This is a genomic window from Pantoea sp. B623, assembly GCF_024814475.1.
GTDB classification, from domain to species: Bacteria; Pseudomonadota; Gammaproteobacteria; order Enterobacterales; family Enterobacteriaceae; genus Pantoea; species Pantoea ananatis.
Map to the genome: position 1 here is coordinate 1 of NZ_JANUXM010000001.1, position 14,112 is coordinate 14,112.

General features: G+C 44.5%; 21 protein-coding genes. 13 read left to right on the plus strand and 8 right to left on the minus strand.

Annotated elements, in window-relative coordinates; genetic code table 11:
* The 3 genes from NXS97_RS00005 to NXS97_RS00015 form a co-directional block, all read left to right on the plus strand.
* Nucleotides 1-977: major capsid protein (locus tag NXS97_RS00005; RefSeq protein WP_259231440.1), on the plus strand; the 977-nt coding region annotated here is incomplete at its 5' end.
* Between the two features lie 299 nt (nt 978-1,276).
* Nucleotides 1,277-3,076 carry a DUF4670 domain-containing protein gene (locus NXS97_RS00010; RefSeq protein WP_259231441.1) on the plus strand — a complete coding sequence of 600 codons (1,800 nt, stop codon included), beginning with the start codon at nt 1,277-1,279 and terminating at the stop codon, nt 3,074-3,076.
* 5 nt (nt 3,077-3,081) lie between these two features.
* Nucleotides 3,082-3,747, plus strand: a complete 666-nt coding sequence (locus NXS97_RS00015; RefSeq protein WP_259231442.1) for a phage baseplate protein — start codon at nt 3,082-3,084, stop codon at nt 3,745-3,747.
* A gap of 645 nt (nt 3,748-4,392) precedes the next feature.
* Here NXS97_RS00015 and NXS97_RS00020 read toward each other — a convergent pair.
* The 7 genes from NXS97_RS00020 to NXS97_RS00050 form a co-directional block, all read right to left on the minus strand.
* Complete coding sequence (locus NXS97_RS00020; protein ID WP_259231443.1) at nt 4,393-4,629, minus strand: hypothetical protein; 237 nt, start codon at nt 4,627-4,629, stop codon at nt 4,393-4,395.
* Nucleotides 4,622-5,218, minus strand: a complete 597-nt coding sequence (locus NXS97_RS00025; protein WP_259231445.1) for a ParA family protein — start codon at nt 5,216-5,218, stop codon at nt 4,622-4,624. Before NXS97_RS00025 ends, NXS97_RS00020 begins: the two co-directional genes overlap by 8 nt.
* Nucleotides 5,219-5,265: 47 nt before the next feature.
* Complete coding sequence (locus NXS97_RS00030; protein ID WP_259231446.1) at nt 5,266-5,463, minus strand: hypothetical protein; 198 nt, start codon at nt 5,461-5,463, stop codon at nt 5,266-5,268.
* Nucleotides 5,464-5,594: 131 nt separating this feature from the next.
* Nucleotides 5,595-5,837 (minus strand): hypothetical protein, encoded by a 243-nt coding sequence (locus NXS97_RS00035; protein ID WP_259231448.1) that lies wholly within the window; start codon nt 5,835-5,837, stop codon nt 5,595-5,597.
* 10 nt (nt 5,838-5,847) lie between these two features.
* Nucleotides 5,848-6,330, minus strand: a complete 483-nt coding sequence (locus tag NXS97_RS00040) for a hypothetical protein (protein ID WP_259231450.1) — start codon at nt 6,328-6,330, stop codon at nt 5,848-5,850.
* 134 nt (nt 6,331-6,464) lie between these two features.
* Nucleotides 6,465-6,725 carry a hypothetical protein gene (locus NXS97_RS00045; protein ID WP_259231451.1) on the minus strand — a complete coding sequence of 87 codons (261 nt, stop codon included), beginning with the start codon at nt 6,723-6,725 and terminating at the stop codon, nt 6,465-6,467.
* Between the two features lie 107 nt (nt 6,726-6,832).
* Nucleotides 6,833-7,390, minus strand: coding sequence for a tyrosine-type recombinase/integrase (locus NXS97_RS00050; RefSeq protein WP_259231453.1), 558 nt, complete (start codon nt 7,388-7,390; stop codon nt 6,833-6,835).
* A gap of 1,923 nt (nt 7,391-9,313) precedes the next feature.
* On the opposite strand from NXS97_RS00050, the gene NXS97_RS00055 reads away from it, so the two are divergent.
* Genes NXS97_RS00055 through NXS97_RS00085 form a run of 7 tightly spaced genes read left to right on the plus strand, consistent with a single transcriptional unit; the run spans nt 9,314 to nt 12,385 of the window.
* On the plus strand, nt 9,314-10,147 hold the full coding sequence (locus tag NXS97_RS00055) for a GntR family transcriptional regulator (RefSeq protein ID WP_259231454.1): 834 nt from the start codon (nt 9,314-9,316) through the stop codon (nt 10,145-10,147).
* Nucleotides 10,119-10,544 carry a hypothetical protein gene (locus NXS97_RS00060; RefSeq protein ID WP_259231455.1) on the plus strand — a complete coding sequence of 142 codons (426 nt, stop codon included), beginning with the start codon at nt 10,119-10,121 and terminating at the stop codon, nt 10,542-10,544. Before NXS97_RS00055 ends, NXS97_RS00060 begins: the two co-directional genes overlap by 29 nt.
* Nucleotides 10,531-10,707, plus strand: a complete 177-nt coding sequence (locus NXS97_RS00065; RefSeq protein ID WP_259231456.1) for a hypothetical protein — start codon at nt 10,531-10,533, stop codon at nt 10,705-10,707. The genes NXS97_RS00060 and NXS97_RS00065 overlap by 14 nt, the downstream gene beginning before the upstream one ends.
* A complete protein-coding gene (locus tag NXS97_RS00070; RefSeq protein WP_259231457.1) occupies nt 10,707-10,937 on the plus strand; it encodes a hypothetical protein in 231 nt (76 codons plus the stop codon). The genes NXS97_RS00065 and NXS97_RS00070 overlap by 1 nt, the downstream gene beginning before the upstream one ends.
* Entirely contained in the window at nt 10,934-11,761 is an 828-nt protein-coding gene (locus NXS97_RS00075; RefSeq protein WP_259231458.1) for a hypothetical protein, read from the plus strand. Before NXS97_RS00070 ends, NXS97_RS00075 begins: the two co-directional genes overlap by 4 nt.
* Nucleotides 11,754-12,089 carry a hypothetical protein gene (locus NXS97_RS00080; RefSeq protein ID WP_259231459.1) on the plus strand — a complete coding sequence of 112 codons (336 nt, stop codon included), beginning with the start codon at nt 11,754-11,756 and terminating at the stop codon, nt 12,087-12,089. The genes NXS97_RS00075 and NXS97_RS00080 overlap by 8 nt, the downstream gene beginning before the upstream one ends.
* A complete protein-coding gene (locus NXS97_RS00085; protein ID WP_259231460.1) occupies nt 12,086-12,385 on the plus strand; it encodes a hypothetical protein in 300 nt (99 codons plus the stop codon). The genes NXS97_RS00080 and NXS97_RS00085 overlap by 4 nt, the downstream gene beginning before the upstream one ends.
* A gap of 220 nt (nt 12,386-12,605) precedes the next feature.
* Here NXS97_RS00085 and NXS97_RS00090 read toward each other — a convergent pair whose 3' ends face one another.
* Nucleotides 12,606-12,791, minus strand: a complete 186-nt coding sequence (locus NXS97_RS00090; protein ID WP_259231462.1) for a hypothetical protein — start codon at nt 12,789-12,791, stop codon at nt 12,606-12,608.
* A 257-nt stretch (nt 12,792-13,048) separates the two neighbouring features.
* Here NXS97_RS00090 and NXS97_RS00095 point away from each other — a divergent pair, with 257 nt between their 5' ends.
* Genes NXS97_RS00095 through NXS97_RS00105 form a run of 3 tightly spaced genes read left to right on the plus strand, consistent with a single transcriptional unit; the run spans nt 13,049 to nt 13,950 of the window.
* A complete protein-coding gene (locus tag NXS97_RS00095) occupies nt 13,049-13,252 on the plus strand; it encodes a hypothetical protein (RefSeq protein ID WP_259231464.1) in 204 nt (67 codons plus the stop codon).
* On the plus strand, nt 13,246-13,563 hold the full coding sequence (locus NXS97_RS00100) for a hypothetical protein (protein WP_259231465.1): 318 nt from the start codon (nt 13,246-13,248) through the stop codon (nt 13,561-13,563). Before NXS97_RS00095 ends, NXS97_RS00100 begins: the two co-directional genes overlap by 7 nt.
* A gap of 6 nt (nt 13,564-13,569) precedes the next feature.
* The gene (locus tag NXS97_RS00105) at nt 13,570-13,950 is read left to right on the plus strand and encodes a hypothetical protein (protein WP_259231467.1); all 381 of its coding nucleotides are present in this window, start codon (nt 13,570-13,572) and stop codon (nt 13,948-13,950) included.
* The last annotated feature ends 162 nt before the right edge of the window (nt 13,951-14,112 follow it).

Consider the following 14,112-nt stretch of genomic DNA (forward strand, 5'->3'; position numbering starts at 1 on the left):
TCCCACGCCGCAACTTTCTGATCACTCAGCTAGGCATCTTTGACGGTGTTCCGGTTCCGAGCAAGCGCGTTGTGCTGCAAGATATGGTTGCTTCTAACCTGTCATTACTGAACAAGCCAATGAAGCGCCACTCATCAGAGCATAACGTAACGTTCCGCGATGTTGATACTCAGCGAATGACGACCCTTGCATATTACCCACGCCGTGACGTGTTCACGCCAGGTGATGTAATGGATAAACGCCACATTGGATCAGCCCTTCCACTGGAAGAGAGCGAAGCACTGCTAGCAGAAGAATATCTACAGAAGCACCGCATTGCATTTGACCGTACAAAGGAAGAAATGCTAGCTCGCGCCCTGTTTGCAGGTGAAGCGGTAGACGATAACGGTGATGTTATTTCCTGGGCCGACATTTACAAACAGACCCCGCTTAATGCTGAGTTTGATTTCACGAGCACCACTGTTAACCCTATGGATGTTCTGGAAGATGTTGTGCAGGCAATCGAGACCAAAGCAGAAAGCCTGTCTTCAAGCATTGATCGCTTTGTTGTGTTCGCAACTAACGACTTCTTCAACGGTTTCCGTCGCTCTCCAGCGTTCAAAGAACTGTTTAAGTACGAAGCAGTTAACGACCCGCGTAACCCTGTAACGGCGCTGGGTAGTACTGTGAATAACGCTAGTTTCGACCTGCCTAACTCGAATATCACCATCGTGCGTGTTACTGACGACCTGATCGTTAAGTATCTGCCAGCAGGCGGCGCGGTAGTTGTTCCTATGTTTGCATCCGGCACACAGGCTTACAGCAACTTCTACGGTGCAGGCTCAGGGCGTTTCGATTACCTGGGAACAGCGGAAGAGTTCTATTCTTACGGTTTCCGTAACCTGGAAGGGAACGAGTACAACGTAGTTAGTGAAAACTCAGCGATTCCGGTTAACCGTGTGATCGGCTTGAGCGCTAAGCTAACCAGCGCAGCTTAAGATCTTAAGCAAATAAGAGGTAATTAACTTTACCTCTTTAGTTCGGTAATGAGAGAGAGACGATGATTCTAACAATAACAGATGAAAAGACCGGACTAACACTTACGTATAAAGACCAAGATGCAATCAGATTGATCAAAGTAGAACAGGTTGCAGCGTCAACCGGAAAGGACAGGGACAGCCTCCGCTACTTCTTGAAGAAGCACCAAAACGATCTATTTCAAGCTATCGAAGATGCATCGTAAGAGAGGCGGGCGGGGGTTTCCCTTCCCGCCTTTTTTCATACAGAGGATAAAATTTTGCAAGTACAAAAGTTAACTAACGTAGTTGAGTTTAAAGTAGACACCGCCTCTTATCGCAAGGCGAAGAAAGCAGTTGAGAATATGAAACGCCTGGAAGATCAGGTGAAGGGCAACGCCAGCAAAGCGAAAGCCGGTAGTGATACCGTCGAAAAGAATCGCCTAGCAGCACAGCGCCTGTTAAACGAGGCGAAGCGCAAAGAACGTGACGAAGAGAAGCGCATCATTCAGGAGAAACAGCGCGGAGAACGTGCCTCAAACACGCTGTATAACCTGGAAACGCGTTTACGCAACCTCACGCACCTAACCAGAGAGGAACAGGCTGGAGTGTATCACCAGGCTGGAAAGACCGTTGCAATGTATGAGCGCGGGGAAATCTCCATTCAGCGCCAGAATGCACTATTACGCCGCCAGGTGCAGGAAGTAACTCACCTTAACCGTTTACGTGCAAAGGAACAGCGTACAGCGAAAGAGAATAGCTTCTTAGACCGTGTTGGCAGTCGCTTAGGCGGGATCGGTATGGGTGCATTAGGTGCGCTGGGATTGGCTGGCGGTGGAGCACTGGCAGCGGGGGCCGTTTACGGTAAAGCCCGAGACACCATTAACGAAGTGGGAACCACACAAGGCGAGTTGGTGAGCCGTGCTAAACAAGGTGATGTTGATATTAACCTTATCCGCGCATTCTCCGCGTATGCCACTCAGAACGGCATAGATAGCGGTATGGGTGAGCAAGGCCAGCGTAAGCTACTGGACAACGCTAAAGACGTTCAAGACCGCTTAGGGAACAGCCTCAACAACTCAACCTATGACGAAAAGGCGAAGAAGTGGAAAGGCGGCGATTCAAACGTTGATCAGGTGATGACCGATTACGGATATACAAAGGACGACTTGCGCAAATTTGCTAAAGATCCGTTGGCATTCGTGAGCAGTGTTGTTAACACGATGGAGAAAGCTGGCAAGGGTTATACCGAGATTTTTAACACTGTTGAGAGCTTCGCGGATGACCTTGCACTTTACACTAAGGGTATTCAGAACAACGCCGCAGGCATTCGCCAGAGTGCAGAAGATTTAGCCAAGAACAACGGTTTACTTTCAGATGCACAGCAGGCGCAGATCCTCCAGTACCACAAAGCAAGCCAGGCACTTGACCAGATCACAGACAGCAACAAGCTAGCGTTTTTCAGTGGGTTTATGCAAAAACTCGATCCGAAAGGAGTTGAAGAATTTACGCAAGCTATGCGTGACCTGAATCCGGTGTTTGAGAAGCTAGGGAAAGCCTCAGGCGATATCCTCAGCGGTTTTATGCACCTGGGTAGCTGGATTGCTAAGCACATCGCCGGATCTGTTGCAGATGATTCCAAAGCCCCTGTAGTGACTCCTGAAACACGTAAAGAGATGGACACCCGCAGCAACAGCTACACGGATCAGAAATATGGCGTTGATAGCAACAAGCCAGCACCTGAAAAGGGAACTGATTGGGCTAACGATATCCGTAACTGGTTTGGTGGGCTTGTCGGGACGCCAGCGAACAACGCGCCAGAACCAACTACACCGAAAGACACCTTTGATCCTTCTCAGTATTCAGCTAAGGGCCAGTCAGATGCTGTTATGAATACGCTGGGTAAAAATCCTGTGTTTAACGTGAACGTTTCAACTGTTGTTCCAGATGGTGCATTTAACATCAATAACAACTTTAACGGCGCGGCAATCAGTGACTTTGTAGAGAGTCACATCAACACGAGTTTAGACACCTTTGAGGGAAAGATGACTCGTAACGTTCAGCAATCATTTGGAATCTAACTAATATGGCAGCACCTATCACCAGAGCGATCCCAAGTGGGGCCGACAGTACCAAAAATAAGACAGTGAGAAACAGCCGTTCTGAGAACGGTTTTTGCATTGTCACATCAAACGCTAACGGCAGTAGCACAGGAGCCTATAGAGATTTCCTGGCTATTGCTTTTGACTCAGTTACATCTACGCGAGTGCAGAAAACAGCAGAAGTGAGCAGCTATGCTGTTGAGAACTCACAAACCGGAGACAGTAGCGAGGTGAGCGACCACATCCAGATTAAAAACGGAAGAATTAACCTTGAAGGGATTGTTTCTGAAACGCCTATTGCGAAATGGGGCGGTTTCTTTGACAACGCCGGAGAGGGCAACCGTATTGCGGCAGCTATCGACGCACTGGATAAGATTTTTACCGATAGAAAACCTATCGTAGTTTATACAGAGCACAAGATTTTTAAGAATATGGTGATTACTGGATTTGATTACGATTACACCGCAGAAGAAGCGATGAAATTTACTCTCCAGCTTGATCAGATTCGTTTGATTACAGGTGCAACTGTAAACGCCATTGCTACTAAAACTGCATCCACCCTCAGTGTGGGTAAGAAAGTAAAGACGCAAGTTAGTACTAAAAAAGTTACCCAGGCTTCAATAGGTAATAGGAATGTTACAACCAACTAAGGATGATAACTGGCGCTTAGGCTGGCTAATCTTCTTTGTTCTGTTTATCTGGTACGAGAGTTTGCAGCCCGTATCTAATCAACTGAAGATAGAAGACGTGCTAGCAGTGCTGAAGGTTTTCATCTGAAACAGGGCTTTGGGCACAGGATGCCCTACCTCACCAGATCCCCTAAAAAAGGAGTCTTAAAGAGATAGGGTCTAATCCCGCATCGACATAAAGAGCCAGGCAGTTTCCCGCCCTTCCTTCCTCTCCCGCGCTCGATGTCAACCATTGCCAGAGGTAGCCAGCTTAACCGCTCTTTCTTGCATAGGGGGCGCTAACTCTCAGCTTCCCTGTGCTGGCTCTACTTGTTACAGGTGATTAGATGCACGCTGCCAGCTTTGGGAGCACCCCGCGCTTGCTGGCTTACCCACACGCACCCGCGCCGCGCAATCACTTGCAGTCCTCAGCGGAGTTACTTTTCTGTGTGGTGTTCTAAAGCGGGAAGGAAGAAACTGTGATAGGTATTGCATCGGTGATCGGTGATGTTATACTTAATGCACAAGACAGTGTTTCTTAGCGTCCTTAGCGCTTTGGAACCAGAAGGGGAAGCCTTGCCGGGCTTCCCTTTCGCCTTTCTATAGTCTTGTAAATCTTCCAGGAGATCAAGCACTTTCGATCCACTGAGTGATCGCCTGCTCGATACTTTCTTTCATCTTCTGCTTTCTCATTCCTGACGTTGTTTTAAACTTCCAATACAAATCCTCTGGAATATCAATCACTAACCTGTGTTCTTTCGTTTCTATTACGTTGTCACTTTTCAATGATTTATTGTTTTCATTGTTAACATTATTTCCTTGCTCTTGCTTCTTCCTGATGTTCGCTAATCCGCCCTTAGCCATTCTTCATTACCTCTCTGATCAGTGCTCTAATGCGCTGTGCCGCTACGCTTCCTGCCTTGTATTCTGTTACGCCTAAGCCTTCTGCAATGCTTTCCTGATAATCCACTAATTGCGGTATCTCTGTTTTAAGCACAGTAAACCCGTAATCCTGGATTGCTTCGCGCATCGTCTTGCTGATCGCTGTCTTGTTCGTCCTGTTAAGGAGAATCCGCACCTTTGAAACATCAGTTAGCAACGGGGCCAAATCATCGAAAGCTAACACCTCGAAAGGGCCAGGCGTGATCGGCACTAAGATAACGTCACTTGCTGCTATCACAGCCTTTGCTATAGCGTCTGTGCGGGGCGGTGAGTCGATGACAATGCAATCCCCTTTCAACCCTCTTAAAAACGCTTCTACGTGCGTTTTAGGGGCTTCCTGCACCTGATATGTGTAATCCCTTTCCCTAAGCTGGTTAACCGCCATAATTGACCGTTGCGGATCTGCATCAACTAAGATTGTTGGCTTACTCTGTGCCAGTGCTGCCGCCAGGTGAAGCGAGATTGTGCTCTTACCTACTCCACCCTTTAAACTTGTTACGCCGATTTTCATAACGCATCCTTGATAGCATTAAATCAATGAAAACATTATTTCATATTTTAGCTGTTTTCTAATAGCTTAAGGTGATTGGCGATAGCCTTTGCGATCTCTTCCTTCATCTTTAAGCCCCTGGCGGCGCACTCTGCTTTAAATTTCCTGTGTAGCTCTAAATCAATCTCCGCGCTTACCTTGAACAGATTTACCTGTTCTAGTTCGTCTGACGTGAGCGGGTGATTGTATTCTCTCTTATGTGCCATTGGCTTACCCTCCAAAGATGTTAAGAGTTAAGGATACAAAAAAGGCCAGCACCTTGCCAGCCCTCAAAATGTATTGATAACATTATTTCAATGATTTTAAGAAAAGCATTAATTCATTGAGTTGCGATCCCTTAAGTGCGGGGATTCTTACGCGCCTGTTTCCCTGTTGCTGTAACTGCATAGCGAGTGATAACATCGACATTGTTGGATTTCCTCTTAGCTGGGGTTTTCTTTCCAGAATTGGCGGCTGCAACCGCCTTTTCTATTTCCCGTTTGAGTGATGCAGGGCAAGCCGTTTTATGGTACTTCCTGCAACCAAAGTGATAGTAGTCACCTAAGATTTCAACCGTAACCCCGCGTAGTTGTCCCTGCACCTTACCCCCCTTACACCGCCATAGCTTCCAGGCAATCCAGAACATCAACAAAGAACGGGTATTCTTTCCGGCGCTTGTTCTCTTCGCTGATCATCGCCTTCACCGCTGCGATGTATTCCACGCCCACAACGTTATGTTGTGTATTCTGCATATAGGCAGCAACCGCCGATAGTTCCTTAGCAAACGTATCGTTGATGTTCCCCATTTCCAGGAAAGCAGCCGCCGTATAGATACCATCAGAGAGAGCAGCAAGTAACGGGCCGTTGTCCCAAGGCGTAATATTGCGGATCTCGTTTTGCGCCTGGCGATGAACCGCCACCGACGACGACAGCAACGCCTTTGATTGCTCTTTCAGGTTATGTAACCCGTCTGTAACTTCCTTGCTTGAGGTAGTTCCCTCAACGCTCAATCCCATACTGAGATCCAGCACGTTACGGATTGCGCTTACTGCCGCGTTAATGGTGGATTGTCCTGCTTGCTTATTGATAGACATTAATACTTTCTCCTGTGTTGTTTATGGTGGGCGCGTATCGCCCTGTTGATGTGCCTTATTGCTTTATGAGTGCGATTAAGGCGGCGCACTGTACCACTAAAAGAGCTACGGCGATCCGCCGCGCCCAAATCCTTTCAATCACTTGCGACAACCAAGACCGCAGCACAATGTTGCGATAGCTTCTTTTCGACTGTTTCCGAGCGTTGAGCATCTTCATAAAAACATATCCTTTTGTTGTCTGTTTCAAACTCATCTACAAGCTGTAATGTCTTCTGTTGGTGAGCGTTGGCACTGATTGCAGTGAATGCCGCGATCAGGAACATCAGCACGATAGAGCTACCAACACTCACGCTCATTAATCCGGCGTAGAACGTATGCCGAGCGTATTTCTTCATCTTCTTACTCTTCATAACTCAACTTAAAAACCTTAAGATCTTATACTTTAAAACAACTAAGAGTTTAAGATCTTTTTTAAGCCTATGCAACAAGCTATACAGGTAAATCAGATATCAGCCATTGATAACAGATCATTCAGTTCCTGATCGGTTTCGCTGATATAAGCCAGGGTAGCGGCTGGCGTTCTGTGGTTGAGTACTTTCATTGCGGCGGCAATGTTGTTGCCTGTCTTGTTGTATACGTTTTTTCCTGCCGCTTTGCGGAAGCTATGCGCACTCACTCCAGACAAGCCCACGGCCTCGCCTGCTTCGCTGAATGCAACAGAGCACGATTCACGGCGCAACGCCTTACCCTTAGATGATGCGTGATAGGTGTTCTCAAATAGAAAGACTGCATCTGGATAATCTTTCATCCGGCGTTCTACCATCGCCACAACAGAAGGATGCAATTTCATCGGCTTAAGGTTGCCCGTCTTCGCTTCCTTCAACATCCAGACACCGCCTTGCACGTCTTCCACCTTCACAGACAATGCATCTGAGATACGGACACACTGACCTACCAGGAACAAAGCTACATCGGCATAGTGCTGTTTGTTGCTGTCCTTAAGTTGCTGCATAACCTTGTTTGCTTGCTCAATCGTAATCGCTGCCGCCGCCTTACCCATATTTCCCCCTAACTTGATAACAGAATTGTTTCGATTCGGGGATTATTGATCAGAAACAGGCACTTACGCAAGTACTTTCTAACAGAATTTACATTAAGCAAATAGAGAAGGAAATGATCGAGAAAACAGATTCACTACCTAACCGCGAAAAAACCCCCGTCCCTTTTGAGATTGGCAAGCGCTGGAAATATCATATTGATTTATAACACTTTTTTCTTTTTTGATTTGCTATCATAAAACTATGTTGTTTGTCAATTGGCAAAAAGTGCTATGACCTGAAACAGGTACTTTTGCACGATAACAGACAAACCCTTGCACCTTCCACGCGGCAACTGTTGCAACTTACCTATGCAAAACAACAACTTACGTTAAATCCTCATATCTGGTAGATAGTCACAGAATACTATTCTGTTAGAATCTCAGCACCAACTAGTAACGCACGGTGATTAATAGTCAAAAAGTAGTCAACCAAAGTAATGATTTCGCTTTGAAATTAAATTCTTTACTTTTAGAAAGAAAGTTGTTCAGTAATCTTGCACTATCCAGATTGTCGGGTAAGTGTGATATGCGTCTAATCCCTTTCCTGGTGCGGGTTGTGTGATAGTTGGTGATTGTGGGTCGATTGTTACTTTGACTTTGTAGGAGAGTTTCAGGAGGTGTTTTAGAAGTCCTATCATTACAGTAATCATAATGATAAAAGCGGATTGATTTGGATAAACTATTGTAGACAAAATGTCTGTAATATTCGTTATAGGTCAAAATGACCTGAATAAATAATAATCAATAGTTGGTTAATATGTTATCGGTCAGAATGACCTATATAGAAGTATTGGTTAAATCATTACCGGTCAATATGACCTATAAGCATTGATACTCAGCATCCCTTACTGGTCAGAATGACCTATAACACCTATGCAATATTCCCTATTTGCACATAATATAATCAGATTGTACATTTTATTACCGGTCAAAATGACCTTCTAGTAAAATAGATTTTATTATTTAAGGGATCAAAGAAACAACTAACTAAAAACCTAAAAGAAAAAAGACTTTGGTTTGTTGGCGTAGCCAAATGATCTTTAGGCGGGATAACCGCCTAGAATATATTTACGCTGCCGCGTAACAGGTCAACAGATAGCCTGCGGTTGTTACCGTTGGCTTTTGATTGTACTCGTTCAGCTACCCGCTGAAATACTTCCTGATCATCTACTACGTGCAATGCCTACGGCAATAGCGAAGCTATGCCAGTATGGGTAAGAACCTGTCACGCTACGCTACCACGTTCAAACCTGCCCTAACTCCAACCTTCAACAAACAACAAACTAAAGTTTGTATGTCTGTCTTAGTCTGGTGAGTGCAGGCTCTTTGTATAAGCGTATGTGCTGCCCGTTCGGGTGGAGAGTCTCCACAGCACAAGATCTTATAGCACTATTCAGAATCAGGCTTCACCAGAGCGATTCTAAGCCCTCCTGAGTGGCTTCCTAATACGTTTCCTTAACTTAACCCCTAAAACCTCTTAGAATGCGTTACAGTGAGCTTCTGTGTTGTTTGTAAATAATTTGACAACCTCATAAAAATAGTGTTAATCTAACGATCCCTAATAATGAAATTACTTTGAAATAACTTGCACAAAGTGGTTGACACCATCGGCGACCCGTGGTATTATTGAATTAGGGAGATAATATATTGGAGAACATTACAATGAAACAACAGAGACGCCAGAAGTTCACGACAGTTGAACAGGTAGTCGATTACTTAAAGACTCACCCAGCCCCACAGGAAGAAAAGTTAATTCGTTCACGTATGGCCGTTGCGCGTAACCGCGAAAGTTACGAACTGGCAATTATGTATGAAACAGCACTCTATCGGTGGGAGATTTTAAAAGGAATGCGGCAACGCAGATATATTAGGAACTAACCATTAATGACCATTGACACTAAGCACTACAGTTACACCCCCGTAGTTGACCAGCTACAAACCGCAACACAAATCACCAACCTTTCCACAGGTGAAGTGATCAGCCCAGCCCCGTTAGATAAACTCCTGTACTGCAAAATGCTTGCCAGACAAGACTACTTCTTAACATCGCCGGACATTAAATCTAAAGAACGTGCCTACCACGACAATATAGACCAGCTAGCAGACGCGCTAGGAGTCAGTTTCAGCAGCCTACAACGAGCACTGAAAACACTAAAGGCTATCGGGCTTGTCAGGGTACACAGTAAGAAGGGCGTTTCTAATAGATGGGCTGTAGAGCCTCTGACGCCAGAGACTTTCTTACTTGAGAAGAAATTGAAGGATGGAACCTTAGTTGATGCCAGATTCTATAATCCGTTCACTGGTGAAGTGACCGAGCAGAAAGAAGAAAGGCCAGCGCTTGAAACATCCCCACCACAGAGAAATCAAGAGCCAGCCCAAGCAACAAAAGATCTTAAATCAGATAAGATCTTAAACGATTTACCTGTTGTTGTCAAGCCTGACGTGCAAGAAGTTGGAGAGTATGACGATTACCCGCCAGCTAGCCGCGCAGTGTTAGAGGATTTACGGGCCAGTAATGACAACCGCGAAGAACTAAGCGCGAAAGTTAATAGCTATGTCCAGGACTACACAACACGTCACATCATCCGACACGATGAGGAAGACGCCATTTTAATGCTGATTGAGAAAGGTTGTTTGTTACCGACTGCAACGAAGCTAATCAGCGAAATTTATCAGAGGAGATATAGCAGTGCAGGAGTTAGCAACAACACTTATTGATCTACAAAACTATTGCCGTGGAATGCTGGATAAGTCCCAGCAAGACGCATTAATCAAGCGCCTGATCGACATTAAGCAACGTCTGATTGATGCAAACCAGCCAGCCGCAGCGCTGGCACTTGCAGATATGGTTAAGAGCGTCACATCTGGCAGGTTGAAGGCATTCCCCAAAGCCTCAGCAAAAGAAGAAGTACGCGCCCTAGTGGAATCTATTGCACCTGGCGAAACGCGCACTATCAACTACGAGCGCTTAGCCAAATATCACCGCGTCGAATACAACACTATTAAAATGTACTTCCAGCAACTTACCTATGCAGGTGTTATTACACGCAAGGTGAACGGCAGACATAAATATGACATTACACGATTAAGAGGAACTCAGAATGACACCATTTAACGCATACACCTATCACAACTGGCGCTTAGAAGCCCTGATCGGTGATTTCTACCCGAAAGAGATTGAAGTAAGCCATACCATTGACGGCGGTTTATATATCACCGTTGCCGTTGTAGATGGACAGATGCACCGCTTTGTAACAACCCTGGGAGAAAATAAATAATGAGCTTTAGCGAACAACAGTACACAACCTATTTAATGAGCGGCGCGCTTGAGTGTCTAACTATTCTTTCCGGTGTTAATGGTAAGCCAGGCGTTGAAGCATTTGACACTTTCGACTTTTATTTACATTCACTTGCCCAGCGTGGGCAGGATGGCAGCGTACAGGATCTATTATACCTTAAAAACCTGCTAGCTCAATTTGCACAAGATGAAGTGAGGCCCATTCAATGATTATTAGAAATCTGGATAACAAACAGCAAGTAGAAACAGGATCAGCGGCATTATATGCCGTTGGCAACATCCTGGACGTGTTAGAAAAGACAGCAGATTATTTTAATATCTCTAAGATAGCTAAAGAGGCAAGCACCAACAGTTCAACAGCAAGATATTACCTGGAAGCAATGAAGAAAGTAGGGATCATTTCCCTGCAATATCTGGATCGTGGTTATATGAGTGCTGTAATCCTGACGCGTAACTATGAGATTGAGCAGCCATATAAACCAAAGTTCAGCCTTTCCAAATCTCAGAACAACAGTTTATTCAATCTCTATGTAGAGTTTGGAATGCCGTACACAGACGATGATTCTGATTCACTGGAAGATACCTTGAAAGGGTTTAGAGAGTTTGTAGAGAATCACGGCGCGAACGTTGACACTGTAACGCAGCAACTTGAAGAACTGGAGCACGTTAAAGATGTGTTGGTTAATGACCGTGTTTATGAGAGCTACAAAGAAGCGTTTCATCTTGTAGATGGAAAATATATTAAGGTTGATGATTACCTTGATGAGATTGAGGGACGCTATCCAGCCTCAGCTATGCATATTCACCAGGTGAAGAACGTATACGATGAAATCCTACTTGCACGATACGAAAGAGAACGAGCTATTGCAGCTATTCCCCTGAGCTATTCGGTAATGGAAATTGCAGAACAAGAAAGCCCAGCACTTACCGAAGAAGAAGAAGCAACTATTTCCCTGCTTAGCCAGGCTGGAGTGATTTATAAACCCCGCCCCACTAAGCAAACGACATTCAGGAAGGTTTTTTACAATGTATAAAGACTTCCATACACCGCGACCTATGGATATTAAGGGATCACTAACAACCCTTTCCCGCTGTGTTGAATATGACTTTACAGGGAAATACAGCAAGCCGATTGTAACCTTCTTAGATAAAGAAATCACTCAGCGATGGTTAGACAGCGAAGCATACGCACTGTGTGAAGTGGAGAGCGCCCCGAGCGCCCCACTCACTAAACAGGAAGCCCAAGACGTTAAATCGATTCTGACGGCTTCCAGCGGCGTCTATTACCGCCCACGAAAGACAATCAAGATTAATAAGACACCCGTCACCGTTCGGGAACTACTTAAAAAGAGATACAAATGAATAGCAAGTTAAAAGACCTATCACAACACTTTGATCGAGAATACATCTTACCACTTCAAGCCTATGCGGATTTCGTCTACAAGCGCCCTACCCGAGCACGCATTGATGATGTTTTTGAAGAGTATAAGAAACTCCTGTTTCTGTTTGGTCAGTATAAAGAACAGATTAGCCATATGTTTAAGGTACTAACCGAAGACGACATTAAAGAAATCACCGGATTAGTGAACGTGCAAAAGAGCGTTTTAGATTATATGGAAGCAGAGATCCGCTGGTACGCGATGCACCTCGTAGAATGAAAACTTTTTTCGGAAAACCGAAAATAAATGTTGACTTTTTACCTTTATCGTTGTATTATAAGAATTAGGGGATAAGCCGGTTACTTATTTCCTAACAACGATGCGGATCGTTGGTAAGAGCGGCGAGAGATATTCAAAAAGGATTGGCGTCCTTTATTAAGAAAACAAGGTTTAATCGAAGTTAATCAATGTTACCTTTTTATAAATTCCGCTAAATTATTTAGATATAAGGTTCGGATACCTTCAGCAAGTATCCTCCTTTTTGAATGTCTCTTGCTCTTTCCCAAACCCTCAAGAAGTATTTAAAGAAGTTGGTCACTTCTGCTAAGTGTCGGTCAGATACGAAACTGCAACGAGCGGTTTCTTTAAATACTTTTTCTGTTAGCTTTAAGAAATCTTCTGACATAAAGATCTCAACTCCTTTTGAAAAATCGTTGTGTAGAGAAAACCTTCCTAGAGGTTTTCTTAAAGCTAACATATCTCATTAATGCTTAGTGAAATAGACCTCGCAAAAGTTATTTCATATTTAGTTCCTTAGTGTCGAAACACTTTCATAGTGTCACGCGCAAGCGTGGAGGGTGTTTCACTAAGCATTAAAAAGTATTTCCTCTTTAGCCGTCATAGTACGGCTATTTTTTTACTTAGACATTACGGAAAACCGAAATGGAAAAGGTACAGATCAGCACTACGTTGATTAAACGATACGTGCAAGATCTCGTTGTCTATACCTCAGTTATTGCAACCAATGCAGATAACCTAGAAGTAATGGCAGAGATTGAAAACGAGTTTAAAGAAAAGGGATTTAACATCGTTGAACCGGAAGAAGCAGAAGACTTTATTGCATCTGCTAAGGGGAAACAATGGTAATTCTGAATCGTCCAGATACGGAAAAGAAAATCCTCACCACTATAAACAAAAGTCTTAGCAAAGATGCACTAGACATTCTTTCTAAACATACCGATGCAACAGACGCAGAGATCGAGCAGATTAAAAAATCTATTCAGTCTGGAAAGGTTCCAATCACTTTATTTGTTGATTGTCCTTCTGAGTCAAACGACATTGTATTAGAAGCCAGAAAGAAAGGCGTCACCGCTATCACTCCAAACATTCCAGACGTTGCCCCTAAATCAGCCATTGAAAGACTGATTGAAGCACGTACTAAACAATACAAAGGATAAAATCTAATGGCAGTAGCAACCCTAAGCGAGTTTTTCCAAACCGCTCGAAGCTTTACCGACATTGTTTCATATGCAACCGATTCTTACGGCGCAGTCCGAGCAATGGCACTCACTCCCCAAGTTGATCTAAAAGCAGGTGATGTAATTACCTCAGAAGGTAAACTCTGGGCAACTGGTGATACCGAGGCTTTTGTAGTTGTAGAACCTTCAACAGTTATCGCTGACGGCGCATTTAAGAAAGTTAACGTACTCCGCGCACCTAATATGGGTAGCCTGGTTTGTCTGAAAACTGACAACCTTAACTTCTCTAGCGATGCTGATCGTGATGCTGGTATTGCTTTCTTAGAATCTCAGGGCTTCCAAACCCAAGTTTTCTACACTTCTTAATTTCAAAGGATAATAACTATAATGGCTATTAACTCTATTTTTGTTGGCGGTGAACGTGTTGACTTTACCCCACTATTTGCAGCATTCCCACGCCGCAACTTTCTGATCACTCAGCTAGGCATCTTTGACGGTGTTCCGGTTCCGAGCAAGCGCGTTGTGCTG

Excerpts from the sequence above, each read along its gene's own strand:
- NXS97_RS00015 (WP_259231442.1), top strand. The coding sequence starts at position 3,082 with ATGGCAGCACCTATCACCAGAGCGATCCCAAGTGGGGCCGACAGTACC.
- NXS97_RS00020 (WP_259231443.1), bottom strand. The coding sequence starts at position 4,629 with ATGGCTAAGGGCGGATTAGCGAACATCAGGAAGAAGCAAGAGCAAGGA.
- NXS97_RS00025 (WP_259231445.1), bottom strand. The coding sequence starts at position 5,218 with ATGAAAATCGGCGTAACAAGTTTAAAGGGTGGAGTAGGTAAGAGCACA.
- NXS97_RS00030 (WP_259231446.1), bottom strand. The coding sequence starts at position 5,463 with ATGGCACATAAGAGAGAATACAATCACCCGCTCACGTCAGACGAACTA.
- NXS97_RS00040 (WP_259231450.1), bottom strand. The coding sequence starts at position 6,330 with ATGTCTATCAATAAGCAAGCAGGACAATCCACCATTAACGCGGCAGTA.
- NXS97_RS00045 (WP_259231451.1), bottom strand. The coding sequence starts at position 6,725 with ATGAAGAAATACGCTCGGCATACGTTCTACGCCGGATTAATGAGCGTG.
- NXS97_RS00050 (WP_259231453.1), bottom strand. The coding sequence starts at position 7,390 with ATGGGTAAGGCGGCGGCAGCGATTACGATTGAGCAAGCAAACAAGGTT.
- NXS97_RS00055 (WP_259231454.1), top strand. The coding sequence starts at position 9,314 with ATGACCATTGACACTAAGCACTACAGTTACACCCCCGTAGTTGACCAG.
- NXS97_RS00065 (WP_259231456.1), top strand. The coding sequence starts at position 10,531 with ATGACACCATTTAACGCATACACCTATCACAACTGGCGCTTAGAAGCC.
- NXS97_RS00070 (WP_259231457.1), top strand. The coding sequence starts at position 10,707 with ATGAGCTTTAGCGAACAACAGTACACAACCTATTTAATGAGCGGCGCG.
- NXS97_RS00075 (WP_259231458.1), top strand. The coding sequence starts at position 10,934 with ATGATTATTAGAAATCTGGATAACAAACAGCAAGTAGAAACAGGATCA.
- NXS97_RS00080 (WP_259231459.1), top strand. The coding sequence starts at position 11,754 with ATGTATAAAGACTTCCATACACCGCGACCTATGGATATTAAGGGATCA.
- NXS97_RS00085 (WP_259231460.1), top strand. The coding sequence starts at position 12,086 with ATGAATAGCAAGTTAAAAGACCTATCACAACACTTTGATCGAGAATAC.
- NXS97_RS00090 (WP_259231462.1), bottom strand. The coding sequence starts at position 12,791 with ATGTCAGAAGATTTCTTAAAGCTAACAGAAAAAGTATTTAAAGAAACC.
- NXS97_RS00095 (WP_259231464.1), top strand. The coding sequence starts at position 13,049 with ATGGAAAAGGTACAGATCAGCACTACGTTGATTAAACGATACGTGCAA.
- NXS97_RS00100 (WP_259231465.1), top strand. The coding sequence starts at position 13,246 with ATGGTAATTCTGAATCGTCCAGATACGGAAAAGAAAATCCTCACCACT.
- NXS97_RS00105 (WP_259231467.1), top strand. The coding sequence starts at position 13,570 with ATGGCAGTAGCAACCCTAAGCGAGTTTTTCCAAACCGCTCGAAGCTTT.